This window comes from Solibacillus sp. R5-41 (genome assembly GCF_002736105.1).
In the GTDB taxonomy this organism is placed as follows: Bacteria; Bacillota; Bacilli; order Bacillales_A; family Planococcaceae; genus Solibacillus.
The window spans coordinates 2,263,484-2,278,970 of record NZ_CP024123.1 but is presented as its reverse complement, the minus strand read 5'-3'; the positions used below and the strand labels follow the sequence as shown (position 1 = coordinate 2,278,970).

Here is a 15,487-nt window from a genome sequence, read left to right as displayed (position 1 = left end):
TTGATGAGGTTAAAGGTTACAGAGCATTGTATTTACCAGAGAGCCGGCAGTGGTGGAAGCCGGCGATACAACTGTATCCGACATCCCCTCGGAGTGAGCTATTAAACGCATTTTGCCATTAGATAGCTCCGGGCACATTCGAAGTGCTCGTTATTAATGAATCGTCCGCTAGATTTTTTAGCACTTTTTAGCATTAGCTAAAGTGTAAATCTAGTATCAGCACGATTCACGAGGTAGCAGGGTCAATAAATGGTCTTTCACTAGCAATGTGAAAGGATGTTTAATTTCGCTACAAACGAGGGTGGTACCATGAAAAGTCTTTTTCATCCCTACGCAACAGGATTTCTTTTGCGTGCGGATAAAAGGGCTTTTTTGTTTCTTAAAAAAGGAAGGAGAGTTCAAATATGAGTGCAAATGTTTCAACAAAGCAAGAAATCGAAAGTACAGCTGAAGATCAACAAGTAAAGAAACCGAGAGATGGTGCAGACATTTTAGTACAGTCTCTACATGATCAAGGTGTTGATATAATTTTTGGTTACCCTGGTGGTGCCGTGTTACAAATTTATGATGCGCTTTATCGCAATCCGATTCGCCATATTTTAACAAGACATGAGCAAGGTGCCATTCACGCAGCAGAAGGTTATGCACGTGTCACAAATCAGCCCGGTGTCGTAATCGCGACATCAGGTCCAGGTGCGACAAACCTAGTGACAGGAATTGCCGATGCGATGATTGATTCGATTCCATTAGTCATTTTCACAGGGCAAGTGGCGACATCAGTTATTGGTACAGATGCATTCCAAGAAGCGGATATTATCGGCATTACAACACCGATTACAAAGCATAACTACCAAGTTCAGGATGTAGCAGATATTCCACGAATCGTGCAAGAAGCATTCCATATTGCGAATACAGGTCGTAAAGGTCCGGTATTAATCGATTTCCCGAAAAACGTTTCTCAATCAATTTTCCAGGACGATCAAATTAAAACACCGGATGAAATTTATTTACCAGGTTACCAACCAACAACTAAACCAAATTACTTACAAATTCAAAAGGCGATTCAAGCATTATCAATCGCAAAAAAACCGCTTGTGCTTGCTGGAGCGGGTGTATTATTTGCCGATGCACGCAATCAATTAACTGAATTTATAGAAAAATATAATTTACCAGTTGTAAATACATTACTTGGTTTAGGGAGTATCCATGGTGATCATGAGCAATTTTACGGCATGGCAGGGATGCATGGTTATGTAACGGCTAATGATGCAATTACAAAATGTGACCTATTACTCAATATTGGCGCACGCTTTGATGACCGCTTAACAGGGAACTTAGCAACATTTGCACCGAATGCAACGATTATCCATATTGACATCGACCCAGCAGAAATCGGCAAAAATGTCCCGACAGATATTCCAATTGTTGCTGATGCGAAGGAAGCGTTGTACGCATTATTGAAAAAAGACTTTACGATGTCAGATACATCCGATTGGGTTGCTTACTTAAAAGAAAGTCGTCAAGCGTATCCATTGTGGTACACAGAAGCTGGCGAAGAAATTTTACCGCAGCAAGCACTTGAAATCATCCACAAATTAACAGGTGGAGATGCTATTGTCACAACAGATGTTGGTCAGCATCAAATGTGGGCTGCCCAATATTACCGCTTAAACAATGACCATGGCTGGGTAACTTCAGGTGGTTTAGGAACGATGGGCTTCGGTTTCCCAGCAGCGATTGGCGCACAATTTGCTCGTCCAGATAAGAAAGTTATTTCCATTGTGGGGGATGCAGGTTTCCAAATGACGAATCAGGAGCTGGCATTGTTAAAAGAGTTTAACTTACCGGTGAAAGTCGTAATTTTAAACAACAGCTGCTTAGGAATGGTACGTCAATGGCAGGAAACATTTTACGAGGAGCGCTATTCACAATCGTTAATGCCGATCCAACCCGATTTCGTAAAGTTAGCCGATGCGTATGGCGTTAAAGGGTATCGCATTGATAATTTATCAGAAGCCGAGGCGATTTTTGCAGAAGCCATTTTATCAGATGAACCAGTAGTAATTGATTGTCGTGTGAAGCAATTAGAAAATGTCTATCCAATGGTTGCACCAGGTAAAGGCTTACATGAAATGATTGGAGTGAAAAAACTATGAAACGTGTCATTACTGTAACTGTAATTAATCAAAGTGGCGTTTTGAATCGTGTCACAGGTTTATTAATGAAACGCCAATTTAATATTGAGTCCATTACTGTTGGCCATACAGAGCAACCGAACTTCTCAAAAATGACGTTTGTCGTAAATGTAGAAGATGAAAGTAAAATTGAACAATTAATTAAGCAATTATCAAAACAAATTGATGTGTTAAAGGTCAATGATATTACAGAAAAAGCGATCGTTTTACGTGAGTTGGCTTTAGTAAAGGTCGTATCACCACCCAATTTACGACTTGAAATGAATGCGATTGTAGAGCCATTCCGTCCACAAGTTGTTGATACTGCTAAAAATGTGGTGACGTATGAAGTAGTCGGACATCCCGACAAAATTGATGCCTTTATCGAATTAATTCGCCCATATGGCATTAAAGAATTGACACGTACAGGCGCAACAGCAGCTGTTCGTGAAACGCAAAAAGTAGAGGGTCCACAATTGTCGATTTTAAAATAACATGCGAGATTTCTTAGGGTGGAGGATGTCATCTGAAGCCCTAATTTCTAAAAAAACTAACTTAACTAATTGGAGGAAACAAAAATGTCAAAAATGTATTATGAAAACGAAATTAACGAGCAAGTACTAAAAGGTAAAAAAATCGCAATTATTGGGTACGGATCACAAGGCCATGCACATGCTCTTAACTTAAAAGAATCAGGTTTTGATGTAGTTGTTGGGATTCGCCCAGGTAAATCATATGATGCAGCAAAAGCGGATGGTTTAGATGTAAAAACAGTTTCAGAAGCTGCAGCAGAAGCGGATGTTATCCAAATTTTACTTCCTGACGAGCGTCAAAAAGCAGTTTATGAAGCAGAAATCGCGCCACATTTAACAGCCGGTAAAGCATTAATGTTTGCACACGGTTTTAACGTACACTTCGATCAAATTCAACCACCTGCTGATGTAGACGTGTTCCTAGTAGCACCAAAAGGCCCTGGTCACTTAGTTCGTCGTCAATTTACAGAAGGTGCAGGCGTTCCAGGATTATTCGCGATTCACCAAGATGCAACAGGTGAGGCACGTGAAATTGCACTTGCATACGGGAAAGGAATTGGTTCTGCACGTGGTGGTTTACTTGAAACAACATTCGCTGAAGAAACAGTTACAGACCTTTTTGGTGAGCAAGCTGTACTTTGCGGTGGTACAACTGAGCTAGTGAAAGCTGGTTTCGAAACATTAGTTGAAGCAGGCTATCAACCAGAACTTGCATACTTTGAAACGCTACACGAATTAAAATTAATCGTTGACCTAATGTTCGAGGGTGGTATGGCAACAATGCGCTACTCAATTTCAGATACAGCAGAGTGGGGCGACTATGTTTCAGGTCCACGCATTATCGATGCATCTGTTAAAGCGCGCATGAAAGAAGTGCTAACAGACATCCAAGACGGCACATTCGCAAAACGCTGGATCGAAGAAAACGAAACTGGTCGTCCTGAATATACAAAATTCAAAGAAGCAGGCGCTAACCACCAAATTGAGGAAGTTGGGGCAAAATTACGTGCAATGATGCCATTCATTAACCAAGGAAAACAAAAGGTTACTGTACAATAATGATGAGAAAAATAGATATTTTCGATACAACATTGCGCGATGGTGAGCAATCAGCTGGTATTAATTTAAATACAGCTGAAAAAATCGAAATAGCAAAACAACTAGAGCGTTTAGGTGTCACAATTATCGAGGCGGGATTCCCTGCCTCATCTCCTGGTGATTTTGAGGCGGTCAATCGCATTGCTAGCACGGTGAAAAATTCGATTGTGACAGGGCTTGCCCGCTGTATTCAAAAGGATATTGATAGGACGTGGGAAGCGCTAAAAGTAGCAGAGCAACCACATATCCATATTTTCTTGGCAACGAGCCCAATCCATATGGAATACAAGCTGAAAAAATCACCAGAACAAGTGATTGAACAAGCGGTAGAAGCAGTAAAATACGCAAAAAAGCTTTTCCCACTCGTGCAATGGTCCGCAGAAGATGCCTTCCGATCTGATCGCGAATTTTTAGCGGAAATTATCGGTGAAGTCATTGCGGCTGGTGCGACTACGGTGAATATTCCAGATACAGTAGGCTACGCATCACCAAATGAATACGGGGAACTTTTCAAATATTTGCGAGAAAATACGCGCGGTGCAGACAACGTGAAATTCTCTGCCCACTGTCATGATGATTTAGGTATGGCGGTTGCGAATTCAATCGCAGCCATTCAAAACGGTGCCGATCAAGTAGAATGTACGATTAACGGAATCGGTGAACGTGCAGGAAATGCCGCATTAGAAGAAATCGGTGTTGCCATGCATATTCGTAAAGATTTATACCAAGTTGAAACCGGCTTAAATTTAAAAGAAATTAAACGCACATCACAGTTGGTGAGCCGATTAACGAATGTTGTTATCCAACCGAATAAAGCGGTTGTAGGGAAAAATGCATTCGCTCATGAATCAGGTATTCACCAAGATGGCGTATTAAAAAATCCCGAAACGTATGAAATTATCTCACCTGCATTAGTAGGGGAAGATGAAGTTGCTTTAGTTTTAGGGAAACACTCAGGTCGTGCCGCATTCCGTGACCGTGCACATACTATGGGCTTTGAATTATCCGATGAAAAGCTGAATAAAGCATTCGCAGAGTTCAAAAAATTAGCGGATCGCAAAAAGGAAATTACCGAAGAAGATTTAACGACGATCTTAACAGAACAGCAAGTTTCGATTGAAGACGTGGCATTATTTGAACTGAAAAGTGTCCAAGTGCAGTATGGTACAGAAAATATCCCAACTGCTACAGCATCAGTTGTTACGCCTGAGGGAGACGTGAAAACAATTGCAGCAACCGGCTCTGGTTCAGTTGAAGCCATTTTCAATACATTAGAACAGCTTGTTAATGGCAAGGTGAACATTTTAGACTATCGTGTAAAATCGGTTGGCAAAGGGCGCGATGCGTTAGGAGAAGCCGTTGTCAACTTAAAATACAATGGTTACACATCAACAGGTCGTGATTCTGCACAAGATGTTTTAGAAGCATCTGCAAAAGCCTATTTAAATGCTATTAACCGTCAACTTATTCAACAAAAAGTACGAGAAGAACAATTTCAAGTTCATTAATTAAAGAAAAGCGCCATCAAGCGAAATTGTTTGGTGGCGTTTGTATCTAAGTGATATTGCGAAGAAAGAAGGGTGTATTCAAATGGAAAAGAAAATTACAGTACTGCCTGGTGACGGTATCGGCCCCGAAGTTGTTGCAAGTGCAGTGAAAGTATTACGAGTAATTGGGAAGCGTTTTAATCATACGTTTCATTTAGATTATGCGTTAATTGGAGGCGCAGCAATCGATCAGGATCAAAACCCACTACCGGAAGAAACCATTGCAAAATGTGAAGCAAGTGATGCCATTTTATTAGGTGCAGTAGGCGGACCGAAATGGGATAATAACCCACCAGAATTACGTCCAGAAAAGGGCTTATTAAAAATCCGCAAGCATTTTGATTTATTTGCTAATTTACGTCCAGTAAAAGCCTTCCCAAGTTTACTCGCTTCTTCTCCATTAAAACGTGAAGTTGCGGAAAATGTAGACTTAATGATCGTCCGTGAATTAACAGGGGGCTTGTACTTCGGGGAACCTCGTTATAAAACAGGTATGGGTGCTGTTGATACATGTGTGTATTCCCGCATGGAAATCGAGCGCATCGTGGACAACGCGTTTGAACTAGCAAGACTACGTCGTGGAAAACTTTGTTCCGTAGATAAAGCTAATGTTTTAGATACGTCACGTTTATGGCGTGAGATTGTAGAAGAAAAGAAAAAGCAATACCCAGATGTAGAAACAGAACATAATTTAGTCGATTCAGTAGCGATGAAACTCATTACGAATCCAGGTCACTATGATGTGGTCGTAACGGAAAACTTATTCGGCGATATTTTAAGTGACGAAGCATCTGTAATTACAGGCTCTCTAGGGGTACTTCCTTCTGCATCTATTCGCGGTGATAACTTTGGACTATATGAACCCGTGCACGGTTCAGCACCTGAAATTGCTGGGCAAGGCATTGCAAACCCAGCAGCAACAATTCTTTCGGTAGCAATGATGCTGCAATATTCATTTGGATTAAAAGAAGAAGCGGCAGAAATTGAACGTGCCGTAAGCGCTGTTTTTGAAGACGGCTACTATACAGCAGATCTTGCACAACAAGGCGCGCGTGTTCTTTCGACAGATGAATGGACAGAAAAAGTAATCAACGAAATCGATGCAAGCTTCGTTTCAGATAGCATTATGATTTCATACAATTAAGGAACGGTGAAAAACTATGGGGAAAAATATAATTGAAAAAGTGTGGGAGCAACATGTCGTACATCGTGAAGGAGGAAAGCCAGATTTACTTTACATCGACCTCCACTTAATTCATGAAGTAACAAGTCCACAAGCGTTTGAGGGACTGCGCCTTGCTGGACGAAAAGTACGTCGTACAGATTTATGTTTTGCTACGATGGATCATAATGTACCAACGAAAAACTTACCGACGATTAATGATCCAATTGCGAAAAAACAAATTATGACACTGGCAGAAAATGCAGTAGAATTTGGCATTGAACTTGCGGATATTGGTCATCCAGATCAAGGAATTGTACATGTAATCGGTCCAGAGCTTGGTTTAACACAACCGGGTAAAACAATTGTATGTGGAGACTCTCATACGGCGACACATGGTGCATTTGGTGCCATTGCTTTTGGGATTGGTACATCTGAAGTGGAGCATGTATTATCGACACAAACATTATGGCAAATTAAGCCACCGACGATGGAAATTCGCGTGAATGGAGAAATAGGAATCGGTGTAACGGCGAAAGATATCATTTTAGCGATTATTGCAAAATGGGGAATTGGAATCGGCACAGGCCATATCGTGGAATATACGGGAGATGCCATCCGCAACTTATCAATGGAAGAGCGTATGACAATTTGTAATATGTCTATTGAAGCAGGGGCAAAGGCAGGTTTAATTTCTCCAGACGAAACGACCGTAGAATTTTTACGTGGTCGTCGACATGCTCCACAAGGTGAACAATTTGAAGAAGCGGCAAAGTACTGGCTAAGCCTTGCATCTGATGCGGATGCAATGTATGATGTGGTGCTTGAAATTGATGCAGCGGACATTGAGCCAATCGTTACATGGGGAACTAATCCAGCAATGGGAGTCGGCGTTTCTAAAACCGTGCCAACAGCTGCTGATTATGACAATGAAGCGGATAAATCGGCATTAGATAAAGCGTTACAGTATATGGATTTACAAGCAGGTCAAAAAATTACCGACATTGAAATACAACACGTTTTCATCGGCTCTTGTACAAATTCTCGTATTACCGATTTACGTGCAGCTGCTGAAATTGTCGAAGGTCAAACAATCGCATCAGGTGTCACTGGTATTGTTGTGCCAGGGTCATGGTCAACAAAAGCGCAGGCTGAAAAAGAGGGGTTACATAACATCTTCTTAGAAGCGGGCTTTGAATGGCGCGAATCCGGATGCTCCGCTTGCCTAGGAATGAATGAGGATGTAATACCATCAGGGGAACGCTGTGCATCTACATCAAATCGTAACTTTGAAGGACGACAAGGTGCGGGTGCGCGAACACACTTAGTATCACCTGCAATGGCAGCCGCAGCGGCAATTCATGGGCGTTTTGTAGACGTACGTCAATTACAAAAGCAAGAAGCGTAAGGGGAGAGTAATTTATGGAACCAATTAATATCGTCAATAGCGTATTTGCGCCACTAGATCGTAAAAATGTCGACACTGACCAAATTATTTCAAAAGAGTTTTTAAAGCGCATTGAACGCACAGGCTTTGGCCAATTCGTGTTTTATCACTGGCGATTTGATAAAGAAGGTAATGTGAATCAGGATTTTGTATTAAATAAACCGCAATATAATGGCGCGGAAATACTTGTCGCACAAGATAATTTTGGCTGTGGTTCTTCGCGTGAGCATGCACCATGGGCTATTTTAGACTATGGCTTCCGCGTAGTGATTGCACCTAGCTTTGCTGATATTTTCTACAATAACTGCTTTAAAAATGGGATTTTACCAATCAAACTAACAGAAAAAGAATGTGATGAACTGTTAGAAAATGGCTTAGCACAAGCGCAAGCCATTGAGGTAGAGTTAGAGACACAAACGGTAAAAACAGGCTACGGAAAAATGTACTCTTTTACGATTGATCCTTACTACAAAGAAATGCTATTAAACGGCTGGGATGAAATTTCGTTAACGTTTAAATACGAAGATCAAATCACAGCGTATGAGAAAAATCGTATTGCCTATTAATAGATAGCTTGTCACAAAGCGTTTTAATCACGTATGTGACGAGCTTTTTTAATGTGAAAAATATTGAATCTATCCTCTGATTATTTCGTGTTTCCCTCACGAATTGCTTGTAATAATGGCAATAAATTTTCATCTCCCCGAATATGGCGCATATACAAATCGACAGTAGGTAAATAAAAAAATGTAAAATGGAAACTCGTAAAAAAGCCATCTTTCAAATCTTGGTCAATTATGGATTCTGGTAAAAATGCCATCCCGAGTCCGTCTTTAACGAATTGTTTTATGATATGACTTTGCTTGATTGTTCTTTTTCGCAATTGTGGATAGTCTTTTTCTAGCAATGTTTCAACTTCCATTGTTTCCTCTAAATGTCCTGAAAACAATGGATATTTCTCTACCAGTTGTTGAAGCTGCTCAAAATTCCTCGTATTATCTTCACCTTCTTGTAATGGGTAAATCAATTTCAGCGGGCTTGAACTAATTTTTTCAGAATGAATTTTTTTAATTTTACTTTTCCCAATGCAAATAGCTAGTTGAACTTTATTAGTAAGAATGAGTTCATCCATATATTTTGAATCCTCGACAATAATATCGATCTCATATTGTGGATAATTAATTGAAAACTGATAAATAATTTGTGGTAAATTCGTTTCTGCGAGAAGGGGCGAAAGGGCAACAGCTAGCTGTATTTTATTTTGTTGTGAAAGTAATTGCACTGCTCGGCTACTTTCATCTATATTTTTTAAAATATTTAAAGCTAACGGATAATAAAAAAGACCTGCTGAAGTAAGTTTGATTTGTGTATGATGTCGTTCAAAAAGCTGAACATTTAGGCTTTCCTCTAATTGTTTAATATGGACCGTTATACTCGGCTGAGAAATGAATAATTTTTCTGCAGCGATACGAAAATTACCAGTTTCAACGGTCGTAATAAATGTTTTTAACCATTTGATTTCCATTGTTGACCTCCAATCGTAATTAATAATATTAATTACTTTGATTTGAATTCATTAATTCTATTAATTTTATCTTCATTATACAATAAGATTACAGAAGTTGGAGGAGGTCTTTATATGGAGAGATTAGCAATGATTTTTACCCGGTTTGCAAAACAGGAAGCGAAAGGTAGCAGTCCATTATATGAATACTGGAGTTTGAAAATTGCACAAGATATCGAATTACTAACTTTAGTTCAATTTATTCCACCAAATCAACCAAAACCAAACTTATTTTTCGCAGCTGTACAATATTTGGCACATGAAAAAAACCATCCTTTAGCGGACTATTTTAATCAAGTTTCGTCAGGTGAATTTGCACAAAGTTTTAGACAGTTACAAGATTTTTGTAAGCAATATAGAGCACAATTAAAGGTTATTTTTCAAACGAAACTAGTTCAAACGAACGAACTCAATCGAGCTGCTTATTTGTATCCAATATTTAGTACCATTCAGGCTAAGAGTCAAAAGCCGTTATCACTTATTGAAATTGGTTCAAGTGCAGGTTTATTACTTAATGTAGATCAATATTGTTATGAAATTGAAGAAGCCGGAGTAAAAAATATTTATGGAAATGAAAACAGTAAGGTACATATTTTCGCGGAAAATACTGGCCAACCTATCGGAGCATTGAGTGCGTTAAACATTGATCATCGAGTGGGCATTGATTTAAATATAGTAGATTTACAAAATGATGAAGATTCTCGCTGGATGCAAGCGTTAATATGGCCAGAGCATAAAATGAGAAAACAGCAATTAGAAAATGTGCAAGAGTTGAATAGTGAAGTGCGGAAAACGTTGCTTGAAGGGGATTTTTTATCGTTGATACCAAAAATTATGGAGCAACAGGATAAAACAACGCAATTCGTAATTTTCCATACCCATGTTGCAAATCAATTTTCTAAAGAGTTGAAACAACAATTGTTGCATATGCTTAATGAATTAAGCTTTAAACAGCCAATTTATCATGTTTATAACAACATGGATGACAATTATGTACACGTCGACTATGTTCGTCATGGACAAACGCAAGCTATAAGATTATTACAAACGGTTGATAATCATGGGAAATATTTCAAATGGAATTGAACAGAACTAATAATAGCCATTCCCTATACATGCAGGGAACGGCTTTCTTCGTTGTTATTTAGCTACCCAGTGATCTTTCGAAACTTCGACAAGCGTTGTGTTTTCCACATCGAAACGGTTGTTCATTAATTCTTCTTCGGACATAACTTGTCGCTTTTTTTGCTTTTCAATGACCGGGTCTGGAATAGGGATGGAGTTAAGCAGCATTTTTGTATAAGGATGCTGTGGATTCGCGTACAATTCTTCGCTTTCTGCTAGCTCCACAATTTTCCCTCCATACATAACTGCGACACGGTCACTAATGTGTTTTACCATTGATAAATCATGTGCAATAAATAAATACGTTAAGCCAAGCCGTTGCTGTAAGTCTTTTAATAAATCAACTACTTGCTTTTGGATGGATACGTCAAGGGCAGATAATGGCTCATCACATACGATAAAATTCGGCTCTACCGCTAATGCACGGGCAATACCGATTCGCTGTCGTTGACCACCACTAAATTCGTGTGGATAACGGCGTGCATGTTCTTTATTTAAGCCTACCAGTTCTAATAATTCTTCCACTCTAGCACGTCGCTGCTCTTTTGACGTGACAAGCTTATGTACATCTAGCGCCTCTCCGATAATATCGAGTATTTTTTTACGCGGGTTGAGGGATGAGTACGGGTCCTGAAAAATCATTTGCATATGGCGTCGCATGCTTTTTAGCTCCATTTTCGTTAAACGCGTTACAGGTACCCCTTTATAAAGCACCTCACCATCAGTCGGATCATGCAATTGGAGCAGCGTCCGGCCAGTCGTTGATTTTCCTGAACCGGATTCCCCAACAAGTCCAAGTGTTTCACCAGGGTAGATTTGGAATGTTAAATCGTTTACCGCTTTTAATACGTTGCCTTTTGTCAATTCAAAATGCTTGGACAGATTTTTCACTTCAACTAATGGCACTGTTAAATCGACATCGGAACCAACATTTGGCAGTTGCTTCGGTTCTTTCTTTTCATGTAATTTCGGTAAAGCGTTTAAAAGATTTATTGTATAAGGGTGCTGTGGGTTGGCGAAAATTTCTTCAGTCGTGCCTTCTTCCACAATTTCGCCTTCCTTCATAACGATCACGCGGTCACACATACCTGCAACGACACCTAAATCATGTGTAATTAAAATAATGGACGTGCCTAAACGTTCCTGAATTTGCTTCATTAAGCTTAAAATTTGGGCTTGAATGGTCACGTCCAGCGCAGTTGTAGGTTCATCGGCAATGAGTAGAGAAGGGTTACACGCAAGGGCCATCGCAATCATGACACGCTGACGCATCCCGCCACTAAACTCATGTGGATATTGTTCATAGCGTTCTTCACTATTTTTAATTCCTACTAATTTTAAAAGCTCGATTGTTTTTTCATAGGCTTGTTGTTTAGATAAGCCTTGATGCTTAATTAAACCTTCAGCTATTTGTTCACCAATACGAATGGTTGGATTCGTTGAGGTCATGGGATCTTGGAAAATCATACTAATATCTTTTCCGCGTATACCTTCCATTTGTTTTTCGGATTGCGTAATTAAATTTTTGTCTTGAAATGTAATGGTCCCAGATTTTAAAAAAGAAGGGGGAGAAGGGAGTAGGCGCATAATCGAACGAGCAGTTACACTTTTTCCACTACCTGATTCTCCAACAATGCCTAACGTTTCTCCTTTGTTTACATGGAAGCTAACCCCTTTTACTGCTTCGAATTCTGATTCTCCCGTAATAAACGAAACGCGCAAATCATTTACAGTTAATAGTTTTTCATTCATCGTTTACTCACCCTTTTAGAAAATTCAAATAATTGTATTGACGAAATGATATTGCTAATACATACTGTACTATACAGGTAGGGATTATACAATGATAATATTCACAATATTTAAAACTATTTTGCTGTTTGTCATTGGAAAGGAGACGATATATGGGTAAATCGAACGATGCTAGGAGGAAGAATTTAGTTCATAATAGCTATCAAAAAAACGCATCGAAAAAAAGTTATTTAATTGCGTATTTTGTTCTTGGTTTTCCTGTGCATCTCATAACGTTGCTCCTCTATTTAGTAAAGGGTTCGAAAGCATCCTATTTAGAAAATGTGGCGCTACTAAAGGAGCAGTTCATACATGATGGAAAGTTTGAGTCATGGTGCAAGGAATATAGAGAACAGGAACTGACGAAAGCGCAATTTTTTAAACAAGCTATTGACGAGCAAAAATTAGGGGATCATGCAAAAGTGCTCGCTACACAGCGCGTGCAACGTGAAGTAGAAAAAATAATGGCTTCAAAGGGGATTGAGAAACATACATATACAAATTATTTTGGTCATTTGTTAAAAAATCCGTTGTTTTTAGCTATTAGCTTCATTCCAGGAATGCTTATGTACTTGCTGCTAATAATAAGTAGTAATCCGTTTGTGCGATTCGTATTTGAGCGCTTCATTCAGAGTGCATTTGTTATTTTAGGTGTGGCGACGTTAGTCTTTACAATTCTTTATATTTCGCCGTTTGACCCGGCAAGAAATTTACTAGGTGTCGAAGCAACGCAAGAGCAAATTAACAATTTCAACCGTTTATATGGATTAGATCAGCCGTATCTTGTTCAGCTTTGGCATTCATTAACGGGACTCTTTACCTTTGATCTTGGGACTTCGTTTGCAGGGAAGGAAGATGTCACACAAAGTATTATTAATAAATTCCCTGTGACATTAGAAATTGCCTTATTCTCGTTATTGATGGCGATTGCGATTGCCATTCCAGTTGGCATTATTTCAGCAGTAAGACCGAATACATTATTCGATTACGTATTGATGTTCATTGCCTTAATCGGCTTATCGATTCCGAGCTTTTGGCAAGGGTTAATCTTTATTTTAACTTTTTCATTAGAATTAAAGTGGTTCCCAGCGACCTATAACCCAAACAATTGGATGTCACTAGTGCTCCCAATTGTAGTACTCGGAACATCACTTTCAGCATCCATAGCCCGTATGACGCGTTCAAGTATGCTGGAAGTTATTCATGAGGATTACATTATTACAGCGAAAGCAAAAGGATTAAGTGAACGAAAAGTGATTACAAAACATGCGATTCGTAATGCGATGATTCCAATTATTACGGTTATCGGACTATTATTCGGTGGCATGTTGGGCGGGGCGTCAGTCGTTGAGAAAGTATTCAATATTAACGGAATCGGTAGCTATATCGTGGATAAGCAGTTCATTCCAGATATTCCAGCCATTTTAGGTGGGGTTGTATATATTGCGATTACGATATCAATTGTTAATATGCTGATCGATATTTTATACGCATTCTTTGATCCACGCATTCGTTCGAAAATGAAAAAGTCCTAGGAGGAGGTAGACACGTGAAATTCATATCAGATGTAAAACTGCTTTTGAAAATAACACAAGAATATGTCAATGCACAGTTTACGCTTGCCTTTTCTGCCATTTTTTCAGCGCTGTTTTTAATTTATAGCTTCAATTTTTCAGAAGGTGTATGGAGACCGTATGTTGTCGCATTGTTTGCCATATATGCAGTGACCACATTATACGTCTGGCTTGCATCTCAATTAATAAAAAAAGATTTAGCAAACGAACGTGAAATTACAAAGCGTACCCGTTTACTTGGGTATCCGCTTATACTGACGATATTTTTGGGGAATGTATTTGCAGCAGGCTTTGGATTTATGCTCGTAACGAAAAATAAAACAGTCGAATATACTTTTGCGGTATATGCATTTCAAACACAAATCTTTATTGTCATGATTTCGGGCGTAAACATTTTTAAGCCGTATGTTGTCGATACATTTTTACTTGCGATGGGTGTATTTATTGTATTAGCGATTGTTTACTTAGTTGTGGCAATATTAATTGCGCGCAAGGTGACATTAAATTATGCACCAAAATGGATGCAAATACTTGGGTTCCTTTTATTATTACCGGTGCTAACGGGGAATTTCTTCTCCTTTTTACTAGGCATTACCTTAATACGGAAAGCACGTAATTCGGATCCATCTGCTATTGAAAAGTGGCAAAAAATGTGGCATAAAATTTTACGCAATACGATGGCTGTATTTGGGTTATTTTTCATCGTCTTTATGTTTTCTCTCTCAGTTGTAAGTAGTTGGACGTTTGATTATGACTTTGCGGTGCAAAATAATTATAGTGCGCTGTTACAAACGCCATCGCTTGAATATCCTTTAGGCACAGATAACTTTGGAAGAGATTTATTTTCTCGTATTATTTTCGGCGCACAAATTTCACTCATTGTTGGTTTTAGTGCAACGGTCATCCCAGCATTAGTTGGTGGAGCACTCGGCGCAATTTCAGGCTATTACGGGAAAAATACCGATAATATCATTATGCGTTTGTTAGATGTGCTGTATGCAATTCCTGGTATTTTACTTGCAATTGCGATTATTGCAGCATTTGGAGCGAACACAGTGAATTTAATTGTTGCGCTAAGTGTAGGGGCGATTCCGACGTATGCCCGTACGATGCGCGCCAATGTTTTACAAATTTCAAACTACGAATTTGTTGAATCAGCCCGTGCATTAGGGGCGTCGGACCGCTCGATTATTTTTAAACATATCGTACCTAATGCCCTGGCGCCAATGATTGTTAAAGCAACGCTAACAATCGGTGGCGCGGTTATTTCAACAAGTAGTTTAAGCTTCCTAGGACTAGGTATCGAGCCACATATTCCTGAGTGGGGCAATATTTTAAAAGTAGGTAGTACGTATTTAGAGTCCCATTCGTATTTAGCGATTTTCCCAGGGCTATGTATTATGTTGCTCGTTCTGTCATGTAACTTTTTTGGCGACGGACTGCGCGATGCATTAGACCCGAAAGCAAACTAA

At 39.3% G+C, this 15,487-nt stretch carries 12 protein-coding genes; 10 read left to right on the top strand and 2 right to left on the bottom strand.

The window, feature by feature from the left end; genetic code table 11:
* The first annotated feature begins 404 nt into the window (after window positions 1-404).
* From ilvB to leuD, 7 genes are all read left to right on the top strand, one after another.
* Window positions 405-2,156: a biosynthetic-type acetolactate synthase large subunit gene (gene ilvB, locus CSE16_RS11010; protein WP_099423944.1), complete on the top strand. Its 1,752-nt coding sequence runs from the start codon at window positions 405-407 to the stop codon at window positions 2,154-2,156.
* Entirely contained in the window at window positions 2,153-2,668 is a 516-nt protein-coding gene (gene ilvN / locus CSE16_RS11005; RefSeq protein ID WP_099423943.1) for an acetolactate synthase small subunit, read from the top strand. The genes ilvB and ilvN overlap by 4 nt, the downstream gene beginning before the upstream one ends.
* A gap of 84 nt (window positions 2,669-2,752) precedes the next feature.
* A complete protein-coding gene (gene ilvC, locus CSE16_RS11000; RefSeq protein WP_099423942.1) occupies window positions 2,753-3,766 on the top strand; it encodes a ketol-acid reductoisomerase in 1,014 nt (337 codons plus the stop codon).
* Window positions 3,767-3,768: 2 nt separating this feature from the next.
* Complete coding sequence (locus CSE16_RS10995; RefSeq protein WP_099425817.1) at window positions 3,769-5,313, top strand: 2-isopropylmalate synthase; 1,545 nt, start codon at window positions 3,769-3,771, stop codon at window positions 5,311-5,313.
* 82 nt (window positions 5,314-5,395) lie between these two features.
* On the top strand, window positions 5,396-6,496 hold the full coding sequence (leuB, locus tag CSE16_RS10990; protein WP_099423941.1) for a 3-isopropylmalate dehydrogenase: 1,101 nt from the start codon (window positions 5,396-5,398) through the stop codon (window positions 6,494-6,496).
* Window positions 6,497-6,512: 16 nt separating this feature from the next.
* On the top strand, window positions 6,513-7,922 hold the full coding sequence (leuC, locus tag CSE16_RS10985; protein WP_099423940.1) for a 3-isopropylmalate dehydratase large subunit: 1,410 nt from the start codon (window positions 6,513-6,515) through the stop codon (window positions 7,920-7,922).
* Window positions 7,923-7,936: 14 nt separating this feature from the next.
* Entirely contained in the window at window positions 7,937-8,527 is a 591-nt protein-coding gene (leuD, locus tag CSE16_RS10980) for a 3-isopropylmalate dehydratase small subunit (RefSeq protein WP_099423939.1), read from the top strand.
* Window positions 8,528-8,607: 80 nt separating this feature from the next.
* On the opposite strand, the gene CSE16_RS10975 is transcribed toward leuD, so the two are convergent.
* Window positions 8,608-9,486 carry a LysR family transcriptional regulator gene (locus CSE16_RS10975; RefSeq protein ID WP_099423938.1) on the bottom strand — a complete coding sequence of 293 codons (879 nt, stop codon included), beginning with the start codon at window positions 9,484-9,486 and terminating at the stop codon, window positions 8,608-8,610.
* Between the two features lie 114 nt (window positions 9,487-9,600).
* Here CSE16_RS10975 and CSE16_RS10970 point away from each other — a divergent pair, with 114 nt between their 5' ends.
* On the top strand, window positions 9,601-10,611 hold the full coding sequence (locus CSE16_RS10970) for a DUF2332 domain-containing protein (RefSeq protein ID WP_099423937.1): 1,011 nt from the start codon (window positions 9,601-9,603) through the stop codon (window positions 10,609-10,611).
* A gap of 54 nt (window positions 10,612-10,665) precedes the next feature.
* On the opposite strand, the gene CSE16_RS10965 is transcribed toward CSE16_RS10970, so the two are convergent.
* Window positions 10,666-12,402, bottom strand: coding sequence for an ABC transporter ATP-binding protein (locus CSE16_RS10965; protein WP_099423936.1), 1,737 nt, complete (start codon window positions 12,400-12,402; stop codon window positions 10,666-10,668).
* A 152-nt stretch (window positions 12,403-12,554) separates the two neighbouring features.
* On the opposite strand from CSE16_RS10965, the gene CSE16_RS10960 reads away from it, so the two are divergent.
* Entirely contained in the window at window positions 12,555-13,976 is a 1,422-nt protein-coding gene (locus CSE16_RS10960; protein ID WP_099423935.1) for an ABC transporter permease, read from the top strand.
* A gap of 14 nt (window positions 13,977-13,990) precedes the next feature.
* Complete coding sequence (locus tag CSE16_RS10955; RefSeq protein WP_099423934.1) at window positions 13,991-15,487, top strand: ABC transporter permease; 1,497 nt, start codon at window positions 13,991-13,993, stop codon at window positions 15,485-15,487.